Genomic DNA, 14,196 nt, shown 5'->3' on the forward strand with positions numbered 1-14,196 from the left:
CGTTGAGCCAGGAGGCACGGGACCTGAGCTGGCTGGTGAGCGCGTTCGCGGAGCGGGTGCCGGGCGTGGCGCACGCGGTGGTGGTCTCCTCCGACGGGCTGCTGGTCGCGATCTCCGACAATCTGCCCCGCGACCATGCGGACAAGCTCGCCGCGGTGACCTCCGGGCTGATGAGCATCACCGCGGGCGCGGCTCAGATGTTCGACGGTGACGTCGTCAAGCAGACGGTGGTCGAGATGGGCCGGGGCTACTTCCTGGTGATGCAGGTGCGGGACGGGTCGATCCTGGCCACTCTCGCCGCTGGGGACGCCGACATCGGCGTGGTGGGCTACGAGATGGCCCGGCTGGCCAAGCAGGCGGGGGAGATGCTCACCCCGGCGCTGCGGGCGGAGTTGCAGCAGGCGCTGCCCCGCTGACCGGGTCGGCTGTGCCCCGGCCGGTCACCGGCTCAGCGGAGCCGGGCCGCCGGGGCCCGGCCGTCCGGGCGGCCCGTTCAGAAGCCGCCGTTGGCGATGACCGTTCGGTACCAGTGGGCGCTGCTCTTGAGCACCCGTCGCTGGGTCGGGTAGTCCACGTAGACCAGTCCCCACCGCTGGTCGTACCCCTCGGCCCATTCGAAGTTGTCCAGCAGTGACCAGACGTGGAAGCTCTCCAGCGGCACGCCGGCGGCGATGGCCCGGTGTGCGGCGGCGAGGTGGTCGCGCAGGAAGCTGATCCGGCCGGTGTCGTCGACGCTGCCGTCCGCGGCGAGGGCGTCCGGTGTGGGGAGCCCGTTCTCGGTGACGGTGAGCGGGATCGGGCCGTACTCACGGGTGACCCGGGTGAGGATGTCGTACATCCCGTCGGGGTAGATCTGCTGCCACTCGGCCTCGGAGGTCGGCCAGCGTTGCTCGGTGCTGCCGTCGGCGGTGACGTAGATGGGCGTGTAGTACTGCACGGCGAGCAGGTCGACCGGTGAGGAGATCACGGCCAGGTCGCCGTCGCGGATGCCGCGCGCCATCCGGCTCTGCGGGCCCAGATCGGCGAGCACGTCCGCGGGGTAGCTGCCCTTGAGCAGGGAGTCGAGGTAGAGGCGGTTCTCGTAGCCGTCGTAGAGTCGGGCGGCCGCGGCGGCCTGTGGTGAGTCGTCGGCGGGGTAGCAGGGGTGCAGGTTGAGCGCGGGGCCGATCCGGCCGGTGCCGCCGGCGGCGCGCAGCGCGCGGACCGCGAGCCCGTGGGCGAGTTGCAGGTGGTGGGCGACGAGGTAGGCGGCGTCCGGGTCCTGCCGGCCGGGGGCGTGGTGGCCGCTGAGGTAGCCGTTCTGCACCACGGTCTTGGGTTCGTTGACGGTCAGCCAGACCGGGACCCGGTCGCCGAGGGCGCGGAACACCGCGTCGGCGTAGTCGGCAAAGCGGTGGGCGGTGTCGCGCGACTCCCAGCCGCCGGTGTCCTGCAGGGCCTGGGGCAGGTCCCAGTGGAACAGGGTGGCCATCGGGGCGATGCCGCGTTCGTGCAGGCCGTCGATGAGGCGGCGGTAGAAGTCGAGCCCGCGCTGGTTGGGTGCGCCGGTGCCGTCGGGCTGGATGCGGGGCCAGGAGATGGAGAAGCGGTAGCTGCGCAGCCCGAGGTCGCGCATCAGGTCGAGATCCTCGGCGTAGCGGTGGTAGTGGTCGGCGGCCACGTCGCCGGTGTCGCCGTTGCGGGTGCGTCCGGGGGTGCGGCTGAAGGTGTCCCAGACCGATTCGCCGCGGCCGTCCTCCTTGGCGGCGCCCTCGATCTGGTACGCGGAGGTGGCTGCACCCCAGCCGAAGTCGCGGGGGAAGCGCAGCGGGCCGGCGGGCCCGGTAGGTATCGACATGGATTCTCCTCGTGGATACGGGGCCGCCGCCGAAGTTCGGGAGCGCTCCCAGAATAGGGTAGGGGCGACCGACCCGGTCAGCCGGTCGTCGTGTCGGCCGGCGGTGGCGGGTTGCGGCGGTGTGGGCCCCGGACAGCGAACGAGGCCGACCGGGCGGCGCGGAGCGCCTGTCCCGTCGGCCTCTTTTCCCATCGTGTACGGGGGTTTAGTGTGGGGACGGGGGAGGGCAACCCCCGTCCCCACCGTAACTGCACACACACGGGCGGATTGTGGGTCCTGCCGTGCGTGTCGCGCGGGAGCCGGGCCACGCGAGTGGCTCTGGTTCCACCTCCCTCCGTGTGGCGGGATGATGGCTGACGGCGGCGTCCGGGCTGGCCCGTCGTCAGCCTTCGGGCTGGTTCCCCGGGCTCGTCAGAGACGACCCCGGTGATCTTCGAGTTGGAACCATCATCGATGGAAGCGCTCCCATCGACGATGCTGCGACTGTAACCCCCGTCACGGCTTTGTGAAAGACCCAAAACGAGATCGAAACATGGCGTCTATCCGGGTTGCCGCGCGCTTGTTGTGGGAGCGCTTCCATGGCACACTGTCGATTTGACGCGACAGGAGCCAGATCGCGAGGAGGCGGGTCCGCCGAGGGCAACCGGTAGCACGACCTCCGGTCACGGCCACCCGACGCAGCCGGCGGGACCCGTCCCGTGCGGGCCGCACCGCCGTACCCCCGGCCCGGGCCCGGGAGACCACCTTCCCGGCGCCTTGCATCCCCCGCGCACCACCACCCTCGCGGGCAGGCGCCCCGCCGGGCACACCCCCGGCCTGGTCCGAGGAGACACCGCGCACATGAGACATCTGGCACGACGCCGCCGAGTGGCGATCATCGCCGCCGCCGCGCTCGCCGTCGGCGGGGTGACCCTGCCCGCCGGCGCCGCGCAGGCCGCCCCGGCCTGCGACGTGGTCTACGCGACCAACGACTGGAACAACGGCTTCAGCGCCAACGTGACGATCAAGAACCTCGGCGACCCGCTCACCGGCTGGACGCTGACGTTCGCCTTCCCCGGCAACCAGCGGGTCACCCAGGGCTGGTCGGCGCGCTGGAGCCAGACCGGCAACCAGGTCACCGCCACCAACGAGTCGTGGAACGGCAACCTCGGCACCGGCGCCAGCACCAACATCGGCTTCAACGGCTCCTACACCGGCACCAACGCGAAGCCCACCTCGTTCGCCGTCAACGGGGTCACCTGCGGCGGAGCTTCCCAGCAGCCGCCGACCGTCGGGCTCACCGTGCCGGCCGGCCCGTTCGAGGCACCGGCCGACGTGCCGCTGACCGCCACCGCCAGCGACCCGGACGGGACCATCAGCAAGGTCGAGTTCTACCGCAACGGCCTGCTCGTCAACACCGACACCACCGCCCCGTACGGCTACACCCTCGAAGACCTGCCGGCGGGCGCCTACACCGTGCAGGCCAAGGCGTACGACAACGCCAACCTCAGCGCCACCGCCGAGCGGTCGTTCACGGTGGCCGCGGCCTCCGGGCCGACGCTGATCGCCACGCCGTCCGCGGTCACTGTCGCCGAGGGCCGCAGCTCCACGGTCAACCTTAAGCTCAGCGCCGCTCCGACGGCGACGGTGCCGGTCACCCTGGCCCGCACCGGCGACGCCGACATCACCGTCTCACCCGCCACGGTCAGCCTCACCCCGAGCAACTGGAACACCGGGGCCACGGTCACCGTCGCGGCGGCCGAGGACGCCGACACCGCAAGTGGCACCGCCACCGTCACCGCCTCGGCGACCGGCTACGCCCCGCTCGCGATCACCGCGACCGAGGTGGACAACGACACCCCCGGCGGCGACAACACCTACGTCACCCGGTTCCTCGACCAGTACGGCAAGATCAAGAACTCGGGATACTTCAGCCCCGAGGGCGTGCCGTACCACTCGGTGGAGACCCTGATCGTCGAGGCGCCCGACCACGGGCACGAGACCACCTCGGAGGCGTTCAGCTTCTGGCTCTGGCTGGAGGCACAGTACGGCCGCGTGACGCAGAACTGGGCACCGTTCAACAACGCCTGGACCGTCATGGAGAAATACATAATTCCGAATCATTCCGACCAGCCAACGGCTGGGGCCGCGGGCACTCCGCAGTACGCCGCCGAGCACGACCTGCCCAGCCAGTACCCCTCGCAGTTGGAACCGTCGGTGTCGGTCGGCCAGGACCCGCTGCGCGGCGAGCTGCAGTCCACCTACGGCACCGGCGACATCTACGGCATGCACTGGCTGATCGACGTGGACAACACCTACGGCTTCGGCCGCTGCGGCGACAAGACCACCAGGCCGGCGTACATCAACACGTTCCAGCGGGGCACCCAGGAGTCGGTGTGGGAGACCGTGCCGCAGCCGTCCTGCGACACCTTCACCGCCGGCGGCCAGTACGGCTACCTGGACCTGTTCATCAAGGAGTCGGCCGCCCCGGCCAAGCAGTGGAAGTACACCAACGCCCCGGACGCCGACGCCCGCGCCGTGCAGGCCGCGTACTGGGCGCTGACCTGGGCCAAGGCGCAGGGCAAGCAGGCCGACGTGGCCGCCACCGTCGCCAAGGCCGCCAAGATGGGCGACTACCTGCGGTACGCCATGTTCGACAAGTACTTCAAGAAGATCGGCAACTGCGTCGGGGCCAGCGCCTGCCCGGCCGGCAGCGGCAAGGACTCCGCGCACTACCTGCTGTCCTGGTACTACGCCTGGGGCGGCGCGTACGAGACCAACCAGAACTGGTCCTGGCGGATCGGCTCCAGCCACAACCACTTCGGCTACCAGAACCCGTTCGCGGCCTGGGCGCTGACCAACACCCCGGAGCTCAAGCCGCAGTCGCCGACCGCCGCCGCCGACTGGACCAAGAGCTTCGAGCGGCAGCTGGAGTTCTACACCTGGCTCCAGTCCGCCGAAGGCGGCATCGCCGGCGGCGCGACCAACAGCTGGGGCGGCAACTACGGCCAGCCGCCGGCCGGCACCAGCACCTTCTACGGCATGTACTACGACGTCGACCCGGTCTACAACGACCCGCCGTCCAACCAGTGGTTCGGCATGCAGGCCTGGTCGATGCAGCGGATCGCCGAGCTGTACCTGCAGACCGGCAACGCGAAGGCCAAGGCGCTGCTGGACAAGTGGGTGCCCTGGGCGATCGCCAACACCACCGTCGGCACCAACTGGTCGATCCCGTCGGACATGAAGTGGACCGGCCAGCCGACCACCTGGAACCCGACCAACCCGCAACCCAACACCAACCTGCACGTGGAGGTCACCGTGAAGGGCCAGGACGTCGGCGTCGCCGCCGCCTACGCCCGGACCCTCATCGCGTACGCGGCCAAGTCGGGCGACGTGGCGGCCAAGAACACCGCCAAGGGGCTGCTCGACGCGCTGCACGCCGCCAGCGACGCCAAGGGTGTGTCCACCACGGAGAAGCGCGGCGACTACCGGCGCTTCGACGACACCTACGACGCGGCCACCGGGCAGGGCCTCTACGTCCCGCCGGGCTGGACCGGGAAGATGCCCAACGGTGACACCATCGCCGCCGGCAAGAGCTTCCTCGACATCCGGTCGTTCTACAAGAACGACCCGGACTGGCCCAAGGTGCAGGCGTACCTCAACGGCGGTGCGGAGCCCAGCTTCAACTACCACCGGTTCTGGGCGCAGGCCGACGTCGCCATGGCGTACGCCGACTACGGCAACCTCTTCCCCAACGGCTGACAGCCATCCCGGGGTGGGTGCGTGCCCGCCCACCCCGGGGTCCGGCCCGGGTCCGCAGGAGACGACGGGACCTGGCCGGCGGACGGCCTGACACCCACGGTCAGGCCGGGGTGGGCCGGCCATCCGGCCGACGCAGCGGGTCAGCCGGCCCACCCCACCGCCCGGACTGGAGGCAGCCGCGAAAAAGCCCAGAAATTCGGGCCGTCACGGGATCACGCCGACGACCGCAACGGAGTAACGTACGTCACCGGAGAGGCCGCTCCCCCCGTGGCGGCCTCTCCACTATTTTGCGCCAAATCCCCCGCCCGGCCGGATCATCCGGTCGGCGTCGCCGGGCTCTCGGTGACCGGGTGCCGCAAGCCCGGGTGCCCGGGCGGCAGCGACCGGCGCAGCACCACCCAGCTCACCGCCAGCGCCGCCGCGACCAGCGGCCAGGTCAGCGCGACCCGGGCCACCACCAGCGCGAGCACCTGCCCGCTCAGGTACAGCGGCACGAACACCGCCACCCGCAGCACATAGGTCGCCGTCCAGACCCAGCTCGCCCGGGCGTACCCGCGCAGCAGCGCCGGGTCGCGCCGCCACCGGGAGCGTTGGCCCAGCGCCGCGCCGACCAGCACCCCGAGCAGCGGCCAGCGCACCACGATGCTGACCGCCCAGGCCAGCGCGCTGGCGGCGTTGGAGAGCAACTGGATCAGGAAGAAGTTCTCGGCCCGGCCGGTGCGTACCGCGATCAGCGCGGCGACGCAGACGGCGAGCAGCCCGATGAGCACCGAACGGGGCCGGTCACCGCGTCGCAGCCGGACGCCGGCCACCACCGCGCCGACGGCCAGCGCCGCGCCGACCCCGGCCCAGATCGACTCCCCGCCGAGCAGCCAGCCGGCGGCGAACGCCAGCGGTGGCAGGGTGGCGTCGATGGCGCCGCCCCGCCCGCCCAGCAGGTCCGCCAGCGACTCGGCCCGGGCCGGCCGATCCGGGCCCGTCCCGACCCCGCCGCGCTGGTCCGTGTCGGGCGCGGCCCGGCCGGGGTCCCGCTCCGGTGTGCCGCTCACCGCCACCTCCTCGCCTCCGTCCCAACCTAACCGCCGCGCCCGGTGGGCCACCGCACGCCCGGCTGACACCTGCCGCTACGGTGTGCGGATGCGCGCGACGGCAAGGGGTTGGACCGCTGTCTGGTTGGTCGTCATGGCCCTCGTCCAGGCGGCCGCCTTCCTCGCCGTCTGGCGGGTGGCCGTGCACTCCGAGATCGGCCAGTGGATCGACACGGTCGCGTTGACCGGCAACCGGATCGGTCAGGATCGCATCGACGGACCGGTCGACACGCTCCTCAACGCGATGTCGGTGGTCTCTCTGCTGGCCGCCACCGCGACGATCGGGTTCATCGCGCTGATGCGGGGGCGGATCGCCCTCGCCATCACCGCGACCCTGCTGATCGCCGGGGCGAACCTCTCCACCCAGCTGCTCAAGTACGGCCTCGACCGGCCGGACTACGGCCTCGACCCGGAACGCGCGGGAGTGGGCAACAGCCTCCCCAGTGGGCACACCGCGGTGGCCGCGTCGGTGGCGGTCGCGTTGGTGCTCGTGCTGCCGCGCAAGGTGCGGGCGGTCGGCGCCTTCCTCGGCGCCACCTACGCGGCCGTCGCCGGCGTGGCCACCCTCTCCGCCGGCTGGCACCGGCCCAGCGACGCCGTCGCCGCGTACCTGGTGGTGGGTGTCTGGGCGGCGCTGGCCGGGCTGCTCCTGCTGATCACCCAGCGGGAGCAGGCGCAGGTCGCCCCCGGCGACGCGCACCGGCTCGCCGCCCTGCTGCTCGGCGTCACCGGCGTGCTCGCCCTGATCGCCTGCGTTCTGGCCCTGTCCTGGTTGGTCGAGCTGCGCGACACCGGGCCGGACGAGCTGAGCCGGCGGCCGCTCTTCGTCGGGTACGCGGGCAGCGCCGCCGGCATCGCCGGCACGATGGCGGTGGTGATGGCGCTGGTGCTCATCGTCGTGCACCGGCTGGTGCCACGGGTCAAGGGCTAGAGCCGCCGGTGGATCCCGTCCGCGCGGCGTTCCGCGCCGAGTGCGCCCGACTCACCGAGATCCTGGCCGAGCTGGACGACGCCGACCTCGACCGGCCGACCGGCTGCCCGCCGTGGACCGTCCGTGAGCTGATCGCGCACGTGCGTACCGGCGCGGGCCGGCTGACCGACATGCTCGCCGCGCCCGCCCCGCCGCGCGCCGAGGTGGACGCCGCCGCCTACTTCGGTGCGGCGAAGTTCACCCCGGAGGTGGACGCCGACCGGATCGCCGGTGGCCGGCGGGACGCGCGGCAGGTGGACCGGACGGCGCTGCCGAGCGACCTGGACCGGGCCTGGCGGGCCGCCGACGCCGCGGTCGCCGCCGCCGCGCCCGGGCGGGTGGTGCGCACCCGCCACGGCGACGCGATGCTCCTCGTCGAGTTCCTGCGGACCCGGGTCGTCGAGGTGGGCGTGCACGGCCTGGACCTGGCCGACGCGCTGGACCGCCCGCCGTGGCTCACCGCTCCGGCGGCGGCCGTGATCGCCGACCTGCTCACCGGCGGGCGACCCGTGCCGCCGGAGCTGAGCTGGGACCGGCTGACCCTGATCCGCAAGACCACCGGCCGGGCGGCGTTGACCGCCCCGGAACGGGCCGCGATCGACGCCGCCCGGTTCCGCTGGCTCGCCTTCGGCAGCTGACCCCGGTCAGCTCGCGGAGCGGGGCGCGGGCACGTGCGGGGCGACGCCACGCAGGTGCGTCAGCACCACCGGGTCGATGCGCCCCGGCACCAGCCGCTCCTCCAGGTTCTCCACCCCGGCCCAGGAGACCAGCGCCGCCTCCGGCCCGTCGTCGCCGACCGGATGCCCCAGGGCGGTGAGCAACGCCGCCACCTCGTCGGCGACCGCGCCGCTGAGGTCCAGCAGGGTGGCCGGGTCGGGCCGGCTGAACAGCATGGTGTGCACGGCGAGCAGCCGGCCCAGCTCGGCGACCGGGTCGGGATGGTCGTCGACGCGCAGGTCGACCAGCACGTCGCTCCTGCCGCCGTATCCCCCGCCGGGCTCGACCACCAGCAGGCCGGCGCTCTGCCGGCCCCGCCGGTCGCCGCCGGCCTCGTCACCGGCGCGCAGCGCGGCCACCAGACGCTCGGCGAACGGCAGCGCCGAGCCGGCCAGCCAAGCGTCGCCCAACGCGTCGACGACCTCCGGGCCGGCAAGGATGTTGCCCTGCGCGGCCCAGCCGTCGCCGGTGCGCCCACCCGCCCACGGATGGCACGCCGGCCCCGTCCAGCTGGCGCCCGGACCGCTGGCGCCGACCACGCCGAGCTGGCGGTGCTCCCGCTCGGCGTCGGCGGCGACCAGGCCGGCCACCACGTCGGCGGCCGGCACCCCGGTGCGCAGCAGGGCCAGCCCCTGCGGGCGGTAGGCGAGGTTGACGTGCGCCTGGGTGGCGAGCGCGCCGACCTGGGCCTCCGCCGCCGGCACGAGCGCCCCGGCGGCGAGGAACTTGCTGGCCACGACGACGCCGTGCAACCGGCCGTCGGCGGAACGGGCGACGAGGGAGAAGGTCACCCGCCGAGATTAACCTGCCGCACCGACATCGCATCGGCGCGCCTCGATGGCTCAGAACGGTGTCGCGGCCGCCTCCGGCGGAGCGCCGCGCGCCCGGTGGGCGTCGGCGACCGCGACGGCGGCCAGCACCAGCGCCCCGGCGGCGGTCGCCACCACAGCGGGCACGAACAGCAGCGGCGCCGCCAGTGCCGCCAGGACCAGGATGGCGATCCACCGTGACGGGGAGACCCGGGAGAACACCTCGTACTCGAAGCGGGCCCGGCCGGCCAGGAACAGCGCCGGTCCGCCGAGCATCATGGCCAGCCACGACCCGGGAACCCGCTCCAGCGGATGCTCGATGATCAGCTCGTAGCCGACCGCGGTGGAGGCCAGGCCGAGCACCATCAGCAGGTGGGTGTCGGCCGCCGAGCGGCCGATGTTGGCCGGATGCCGGGCCTGCGCGACGGCCTCGCCCAGGATCTGCCCGGCGCGCTGGAAGTAGATCCGCCACAGCACGATCGTGGTGGCCAGCGCCAACGCGAACGCCAACGCGTGCCCCGCCTCGTAAGGCCCCATGCTGTAGGCGAAACCGGCCACCAGGATCGTCTCGCCCAGCGCGATGAGGAAGAACTGCTGGTAGCGCTCGGCCAGGTGCTCGCCGGCGATGTCCCACTTCGACATCGTCGAGCGGCCCAGCCCCGGCACCGGCCAGCCAGTCCGACCGGCGACGTACTCGATGGCCAGCGCCAGGGTCCAGGACGCCACCTGCGCGTTGGTCGGCAGCATCGCCCCACCGATCCAGAACACGCCGCTGGTGGCGTACACCACCGCCATCCGCACCTTCAGCCGGCGGTACGGATGCGCTCCCAGAGCGATCGACAGGATCAGCGGGCGGGACACCTGCGCGACGACGTAGGCCAGCGCGAACATGAGCCCCGTCTGACTGAACGCCCGTGGGATCGCCACGCCCATCACCATGCTGGAGACCAACGCGATCATCACGACGGTCTGCAGCGGCACCTTGTACGGGTTGTAGCGGCTGGTGGTCCACGCGGTGCCCTGCCAGACCGCCCAGAGCGCGAGCAGCAACAACAGCGTCTTGCCGCTCCCGGTGACCGCCGCCCAGCCGTGCACCCGGCCCGGCTCGTGGGTCAGGTCCTCGAACGCGCGGGTGGAGATCCGGGTGAGCGCGAAGACGTAGACCACGTCGAAGAAGAGCTCCAGGAAGGTGGCCCGGCCCGGGGCGGCACCCGCCGACACCGGCTCCAGGCGCCCCGACGCCCCGAAACCCACGATCAGCGGCCTGTGCCGTCGGTCCGGTCCACCTTGCAGTCGTACACCGTGAGACCGGCCGGGCGGCCCGTTACCGGCAAATCCGCCCGGTCCGGGGATCTTGCTCGTGGACCCGGTCAACGGGCACGATCGATCGGTGACGAATCGATGGGGCATGACGGTGCCGCTGGGCGGGATCCCGCTGGCCGACCACGCCGCGGTCTACGCGACGCTCGACGAGGCCGGATTCACCGACGTCTGGTCGTCCGAGGTCGCCGGGACCGACGCGTTCACCCCGCTGGCGCTCGCCGCGGCCTGGCAGCCCCGGCTGCGGCTGGGCACCGCGATCACCCCGGTCTTCACCCGGGGGCCCGGGCTGCTGGCGATGAGCGCGGCGGCGCTGGCCGAGGCCGCGCCGGGCCGGTTCGCGCTCGGCATCGGCGCGTCCTCACCGGTGCTGGTCCGCGACTGGAACGCCGTGCGGTTCGACGAGCCGTTCCGGCGGACCCGGGACGTCCTGCGCTTCCTGCGCGCCGCGCTGCGCGGCGAGACCGTGGACGAGGTCTACGACACCTTCACCGTGCGCCGGTTCACCCTGGAACGGCCGCCGGCGGTGCCCCCGCCGATCCTGCTCGCCGCGCTGCGCCCCGGCATGCTGCGGCTGGCCGGCGCGGAGGCCGACGGAGTCATCCTCAACTGGCTCAGCGCCGACGACGTGCCGCGCGCCCTCGCCGAGCTGGGCGAGCGCCGCGCCGGCTTCGAGGTCGCCGCCCGGATCTTCGTCTGCCCCACCGAGGACGCCGGGTACGCCCGGAAGCTGGGTCGCCGGCTGATCACCAGCTACCTCACCGTCCCGGCGTACGCCGACTTCCACCGCTGGCTCGGTCGCGACGAGGTGCTGGCGCCGATGTGGGAGGCGTGGGCCGCCGGTGACCGGCGCGGCGCCAGCGCGGCGGTGCCCGACGAGGTGGTCGACGCGCTCGTGCTGCACGGCTCGCCGGAGCAGTGCCGCGCGGAGGTGCGCCGCTACGCCGACGCCGGTGTCGACGTGCCCGTCTTCGCGCTGCTGCCCACCCCGGAGGTGACCGCCGGTGGTGCGGCGGCGCTGACCACCCTCATCGCCCAGTTGGGCACCGACCCCGTAGGAGCGTCGACGTGAACCTCACCGACCGGATCGTCGTGGTCACCGGAGGAGCCGGCGGCATCGGGGCGGCGCTGTCCCGCCGGTTCGCCGCCGAGGGCGCCGCAGCCGTGGTGATCGCCGACCTGGACGCCGACGCGGCCCGCGCGGTGGCCGAGGGCATCGGTCCGGTCGCGCACGCCAGCGCGCTCGACGTCACCGACGAGGACCAGGTCCGCGCGCTGGTCGACGACACCGAGCGGCGGTACGGCCGGATCGACCTGTTCTGCGCCAACGCGGGCGTGAGCACCGGCGGGGGAGTGGAGGTCGACGACGCCGGCTGGGACCGGGCCTGGCGGGTCAACGTCCTCGCCCACGTCTACTCCGCCCGCGCGGTGCTGCCCGGGATGCTCTCCCGTGGCGGCGGCCACCTGCTGCACACCTGCTCGGCGGCGGGCGTGCTGACCGCGGTGGGCGATGCCGCGTACACCGCGACGAAGCACGCCTCCGTGGGCTTCGCCGAGTGGCTGGCCATCACCTACCGCGACCGGGGCATCCGGGTCAGCGCGCTCTGCCCGCAGGGGGTGGACACCCCGATGCTCGCCGAGGGGATCGCCGAGGGGCACCTGGGCGCCCGGGTGATCGCCGCCTCCGGTGCGGTGCTCACCGCGGACCAGGTCGCCGACGCGACGGTCGCCGGGCTGGCCGAGGAGCGTTTCCTGATCCTGCCGCACCCGGAGGTCGCCGGGTACGCGCGCCGCCGCGCCGAGGACCCGGACGGCTGGCAGGCCGGCCTGCGCAAGCTCGTCCGCCGCCTGACCGCCTGACCCGTCTCCCTGCCGCTACCGCACCGCAACGCGCCGGGCGGCAGGAGATGCGCGCTCGCTCCGGAAGCCCACCACCCAGGTCGGCAGCCCGGAGAGCCTCCCGTGAACCAAGCGCAGAGGCCATCCCCCAGCTGCGGGAGTGCATTCCCGTCTGCCGGGGAGGAGGAGCGCGCCCATCGCCGCAGATCATTGGTTCATGTCGGACCGTTCCGCTCGTACGCACCGATCCGCAGCCAACGACGCGGCCAGACCGTGGGCGGTGGCATGCGTCGTCTTCGTCGTCGGTGAGGTTGCTCTGCGTCTGTACTGGATCGCGGGTGGCCGGTGGGGGTACACCGCCTGCGACCGCACTGATCTGGTCGATCCGGCGGGTGGATGCGGCGCGGACCGCGTGCAGACGCTGCCGTTCTGGGCCGGATGGGGAGCGGTGGGAGTCGGTGTCGCTCTCGCGATGATCCTTGTGTGCGCGACTCGGCTCCCGGGCCGCGCCACGGCCGCCGGGAGTTGGGCGGCGGGCGCCCTGCTCCTGGTCGTCTCGTTCCCGCTGCACCTGCTCTTCGAGGTCCCGGCGGCGTTGGCGGGGCGTCCGTCGGACTGGCGTGACCTCGGCGCTCGGCTCACGCTGGTGGCCGGTGGCGTCCTGTTCGCCGGCCTTGCGAACGCATCCGGTCCCCAGCGCGGACCGGTGGCTCCGGGCTACCAGCCGGTGCCGCGGTGGACGCGCCTCTGGGCGTACGCGGCTGTCGCGCTGCCGGTGGTCGGCTGGGCCGTGCCGCACGCGCTCTGGGTGCTCGGCGTTCCGTTCGGCATATCCGAGCGGGAACTGAACGACATCCACCTGAATCTCTCGACGCAGACGGGTGCGGCGATCACTCTCGTCCCGCCGCTGGCCGGCCTGCTCGTTCTCGGGTTGGTACAGCGGTGGGGGCAGCAGTTCCCGCGCTGGGTGCCGGGGCTGCACGGTCGACGGGTTCCCCGGCTGCTGGCGGTGATCCCGGCCGGGGTGGTGGCGCTCGCCCTGGTCACCTACGGCGTGTTGAGCGTCGCGGTGTTCGTCGGCCAACTACTCGCGGGTGACCTGCGGTGGTCGGACGTGTGGGAGGGGTGGGCGGTAGCCGCCACGCTGCTGGTGTTCCTCGCCTGGGGAGTGTCGCTGGGCGTCACGACCACCGGCTATGCCCTCACCACCTGGCCGCGTCAGGAGCAGACCGCCGGAGTCCCAACGGCTCTGGCCCTCAAAGATCGGAGCACCGATGGACCTCACTGACTCCAACCGCGCCTGGGCCGCGCCCCCGCCACCCTGGGCCGTCTGGGCCGCCTACGCCGTCCCGCTCTGCGTCCTGCCGTCCGCGGTCTGGCGACTGTCCTTCGTGTTCACCGACGACGCCGCCACCCCGTGGTACATGATCTTCTTGTCCACCCTGTCGATGGGGCTGGCGCTGTTGACACTCGGCCTGGTGCAACGCTGGGGACAACGACTTCCGCACTGGGTGCCGCTGCTCGGGGGCCGTCCGATTCCGGCGCGCCCAGTCGTGCTCGTCGCGCTGACCGGCGGTTCGTTGCTCGTCGCCATCTGCGTGTATCTCTTCTTGAACAGCAGCTTCCACTTTGTGGAGCGCGGTTGGGTGGGGATAGGCCGCGACGAGCCGGCACATCCGGCTCCGGGCTGGGAGGTGCTGCCCTACTACGCCCCGCTGGTCGCATGGGGGCCCCTCGTCATCGCCGTGGCCGCCAACTACGGTCGGCGCGTCGGCCTGGTTCGATCACCGGCACGATAGCGTCTTTCGCCGCCCAAGCCCCCGCCCCCGCCCCCGCCCCCGGTGATCAAGAGCCAGGCGTCAGGAATGGGTCCGC

General features: G+C 72.8%; 12 protein-coding genes. 8 read left to right on the forward strand and 4 right to left on the reverse strand.

Features of this window, described 5'->3' with window-relative positions; translation table 11 throughout:
* Positions 1-2 precede the first annotated feature (2 nt).
* The gene (locus AB0K07_RS10465; protein WP_197701306.1) at positions 3-416 is read left to right on the forward strand and encodes a roadblock/LC7 domain-containing protein; all 414 of its coding nucleotides are present in this window, start codon (positions 3-5) and stop codon (positions 414-416) included.
* 77 nt (positions 417-493) lie between these two features.
* Here the strand turns inward: AB0K07_RS10465 and AB0K07_RS10470 are convergent, their stop codons facing one another.
* Positions 494-1,837 carry a GH1 family beta-glucosidase gene (locus AB0K07_RS10470; protein WP_363753092.1) on the reverse strand — a complete coding sequence of 448 codons (1,344 nt, stop codon included), beginning with the start codon at positions 1,835-1,837 and terminating at the stop codon, positions 494-496.
* A gap of 849 nt (positions 1,838-2,686) precedes the next feature.
* On the opposite strand from AB0K07_RS10470, the gene AB0K07_RS10475 reads away from it, so the two are divergent.
* Positions 2,687-5,578 (forward strand): glycoside hydrolase family 48 protein, encoded by a 2,892-nt coding sequence (locus tag AB0K07_RS10475; protein WP_363754253.1) that lies wholly within the window; start codon positions 2,687-2,689, stop codon positions 5,576-5,578.
* Between the two features lie 314 nt (positions 5,579-5,892).
* On the opposite strand, the gene AB0K07_RS10480 is transcribed toward AB0K07_RS10475, so the two are convergent.
* Positions 5,893-6,516: a DUF3159 domain-containing protein gene (locus AB0K07_RS10480; RefSeq protein ID WP_363754256.1), complete on the reverse strand. Its 624-nt coding sequence runs from the start codon at positions 6,514-6,516 to the stop codon at positions 5,893-5,895.
* Positions 6,517-6,709: 193 nt separating this feature from the next.
* On the opposite strand from AB0K07_RS10480, the gene AB0K07_RS10485 reads away from it, so the two are divergent.
* The gene (locus AB0K07_RS10485) at positions 6,710-7,597 is read left to right on the forward strand and encodes a phosphatase PAP2 family protein (protein WP_363753094.1); all 888 of its coding nucleotides are present in this window, start codon (positions 6,710-6,712) and stop codon (positions 7,595-7,597) included.
* 8 nt (positions 7,598-7,605) lie between these two features.
* Positions 7,606-8,274 (forward strand): maleylpyruvate isomerase N-terminal domain-containing protein, encoded by a 669-nt coding sequence (locus AB0K07_RS10490; protein ID WP_363753096.1) that lies wholly within the window; start codon positions 7,606-7,608, stop codon positions 8,272-8,274.
* A 6-nt stretch (positions 8,275-8,280) separates the two neighbouring features.
* Here the strand turns inward: AB0K07_RS10490 and AB0K07_RS10495 are convergent, their stop codons facing one another.
* Both AB0K07_RS10495 and AB0K07_RS10500 read right to left on the reverse strand, forming a co-directional pair.
* Positions 8,281-9,144 (reverse strand): DUF1028 domain-containing protein, encoded by an 864-nt coding sequence (locus tag AB0K07_RS10495; protein WP_363753098.1) that lies wholly within the window; start codon positions 9,142-9,144, stop codon positions 8,281-8,283.
* Between the two features lie 51 nt (positions 9,145-9,195).
* The gene (locus tag AB0K07_RS10500) at positions 9,196-10,416 is read right to left on the reverse strand and encodes a low temperature requirement protein A (protein ID WP_363753101.1); all 1,221 of its coding nucleotides are present in this window, start codon (positions 10,414-10,416) and stop codon (positions 9,196-9,198) included.
* Between the two features lie 154 nt (positions 10,417-10,570).
* Here AB0K07_RS10500 and AB0K07_RS10505 point away from each other — a divergent pair, with 154 nt between their 5' ends.
* The 4 genes from AB0K07_RS10505 (at position 10,571) to AB0K07_RS10520 (ending at position 14,120) form a co-directional block, all read left to right on the forward strand.
* Positions 10,571-11,554, forward strand: a complete 984-nt coding sequence (locus tag AB0K07_RS10505; RefSeq protein ID WP_363754259.1) for an LLM class F420-dependent oxidoreductase — start codon at positions 10,571-10,573, stop codon at positions 11,552-11,554.
* Positions 11,551-12,342 carry an SDR family oxidoreductase gene (locus AB0K07_RS10510; RefSeq protein WP_363753104.1) on the forward strand — a complete coding sequence of 264 codons (792 nt, stop codon included), beginning with the start codon at positions 11,551-11,553 and terminating at the stop codon, positions 12,340-12,342. The genes AB0K07_RS10505 and AB0K07_RS10510 overlap by 4 nt, the downstream gene beginning before the upstream one ends.
* Before the next feature lie 259 nt (positions 12,343-12,601).
* The gene (locus tag AB0K07_RS10515; RefSeq protein WP_363753107.1) at positions 12,602-13,609 is read left to right on the forward strand and encodes a hypothetical protein; all 1,008 of its coding nucleotides are present in this window, start codon (positions 12,602-12,604) and stop codon (positions 13,607-13,609) included.
* The gene (locus AB0K07_RS10520) at positions 13,596-14,120 is read left to right on the forward strand and encodes a hypothetical protein (RefSeq protein WP_363753110.1); all 525 of its coding nucleotides are present in this window, start codon (positions 13,596-13,598) and stop codon (positions 14,118-14,120) included. Before AB0K07_RS10515 ends, AB0K07_RS10520 begins: the two co-directional genes overlap by 14 nt.
* Positions 14,121-14,196: the final 76 nt, after the last annotated feature.

The sequence above is a fragment of the Micromonospora sp. NPDC049301 genome (genome assembly GCF_040678715.1).
Taxonomy (GTDB): domain Bacteria; phylum Actinomycetota; class Actinomycetes; order Mycobacteriales; family Micromonosporaceae; genus Micromonospora.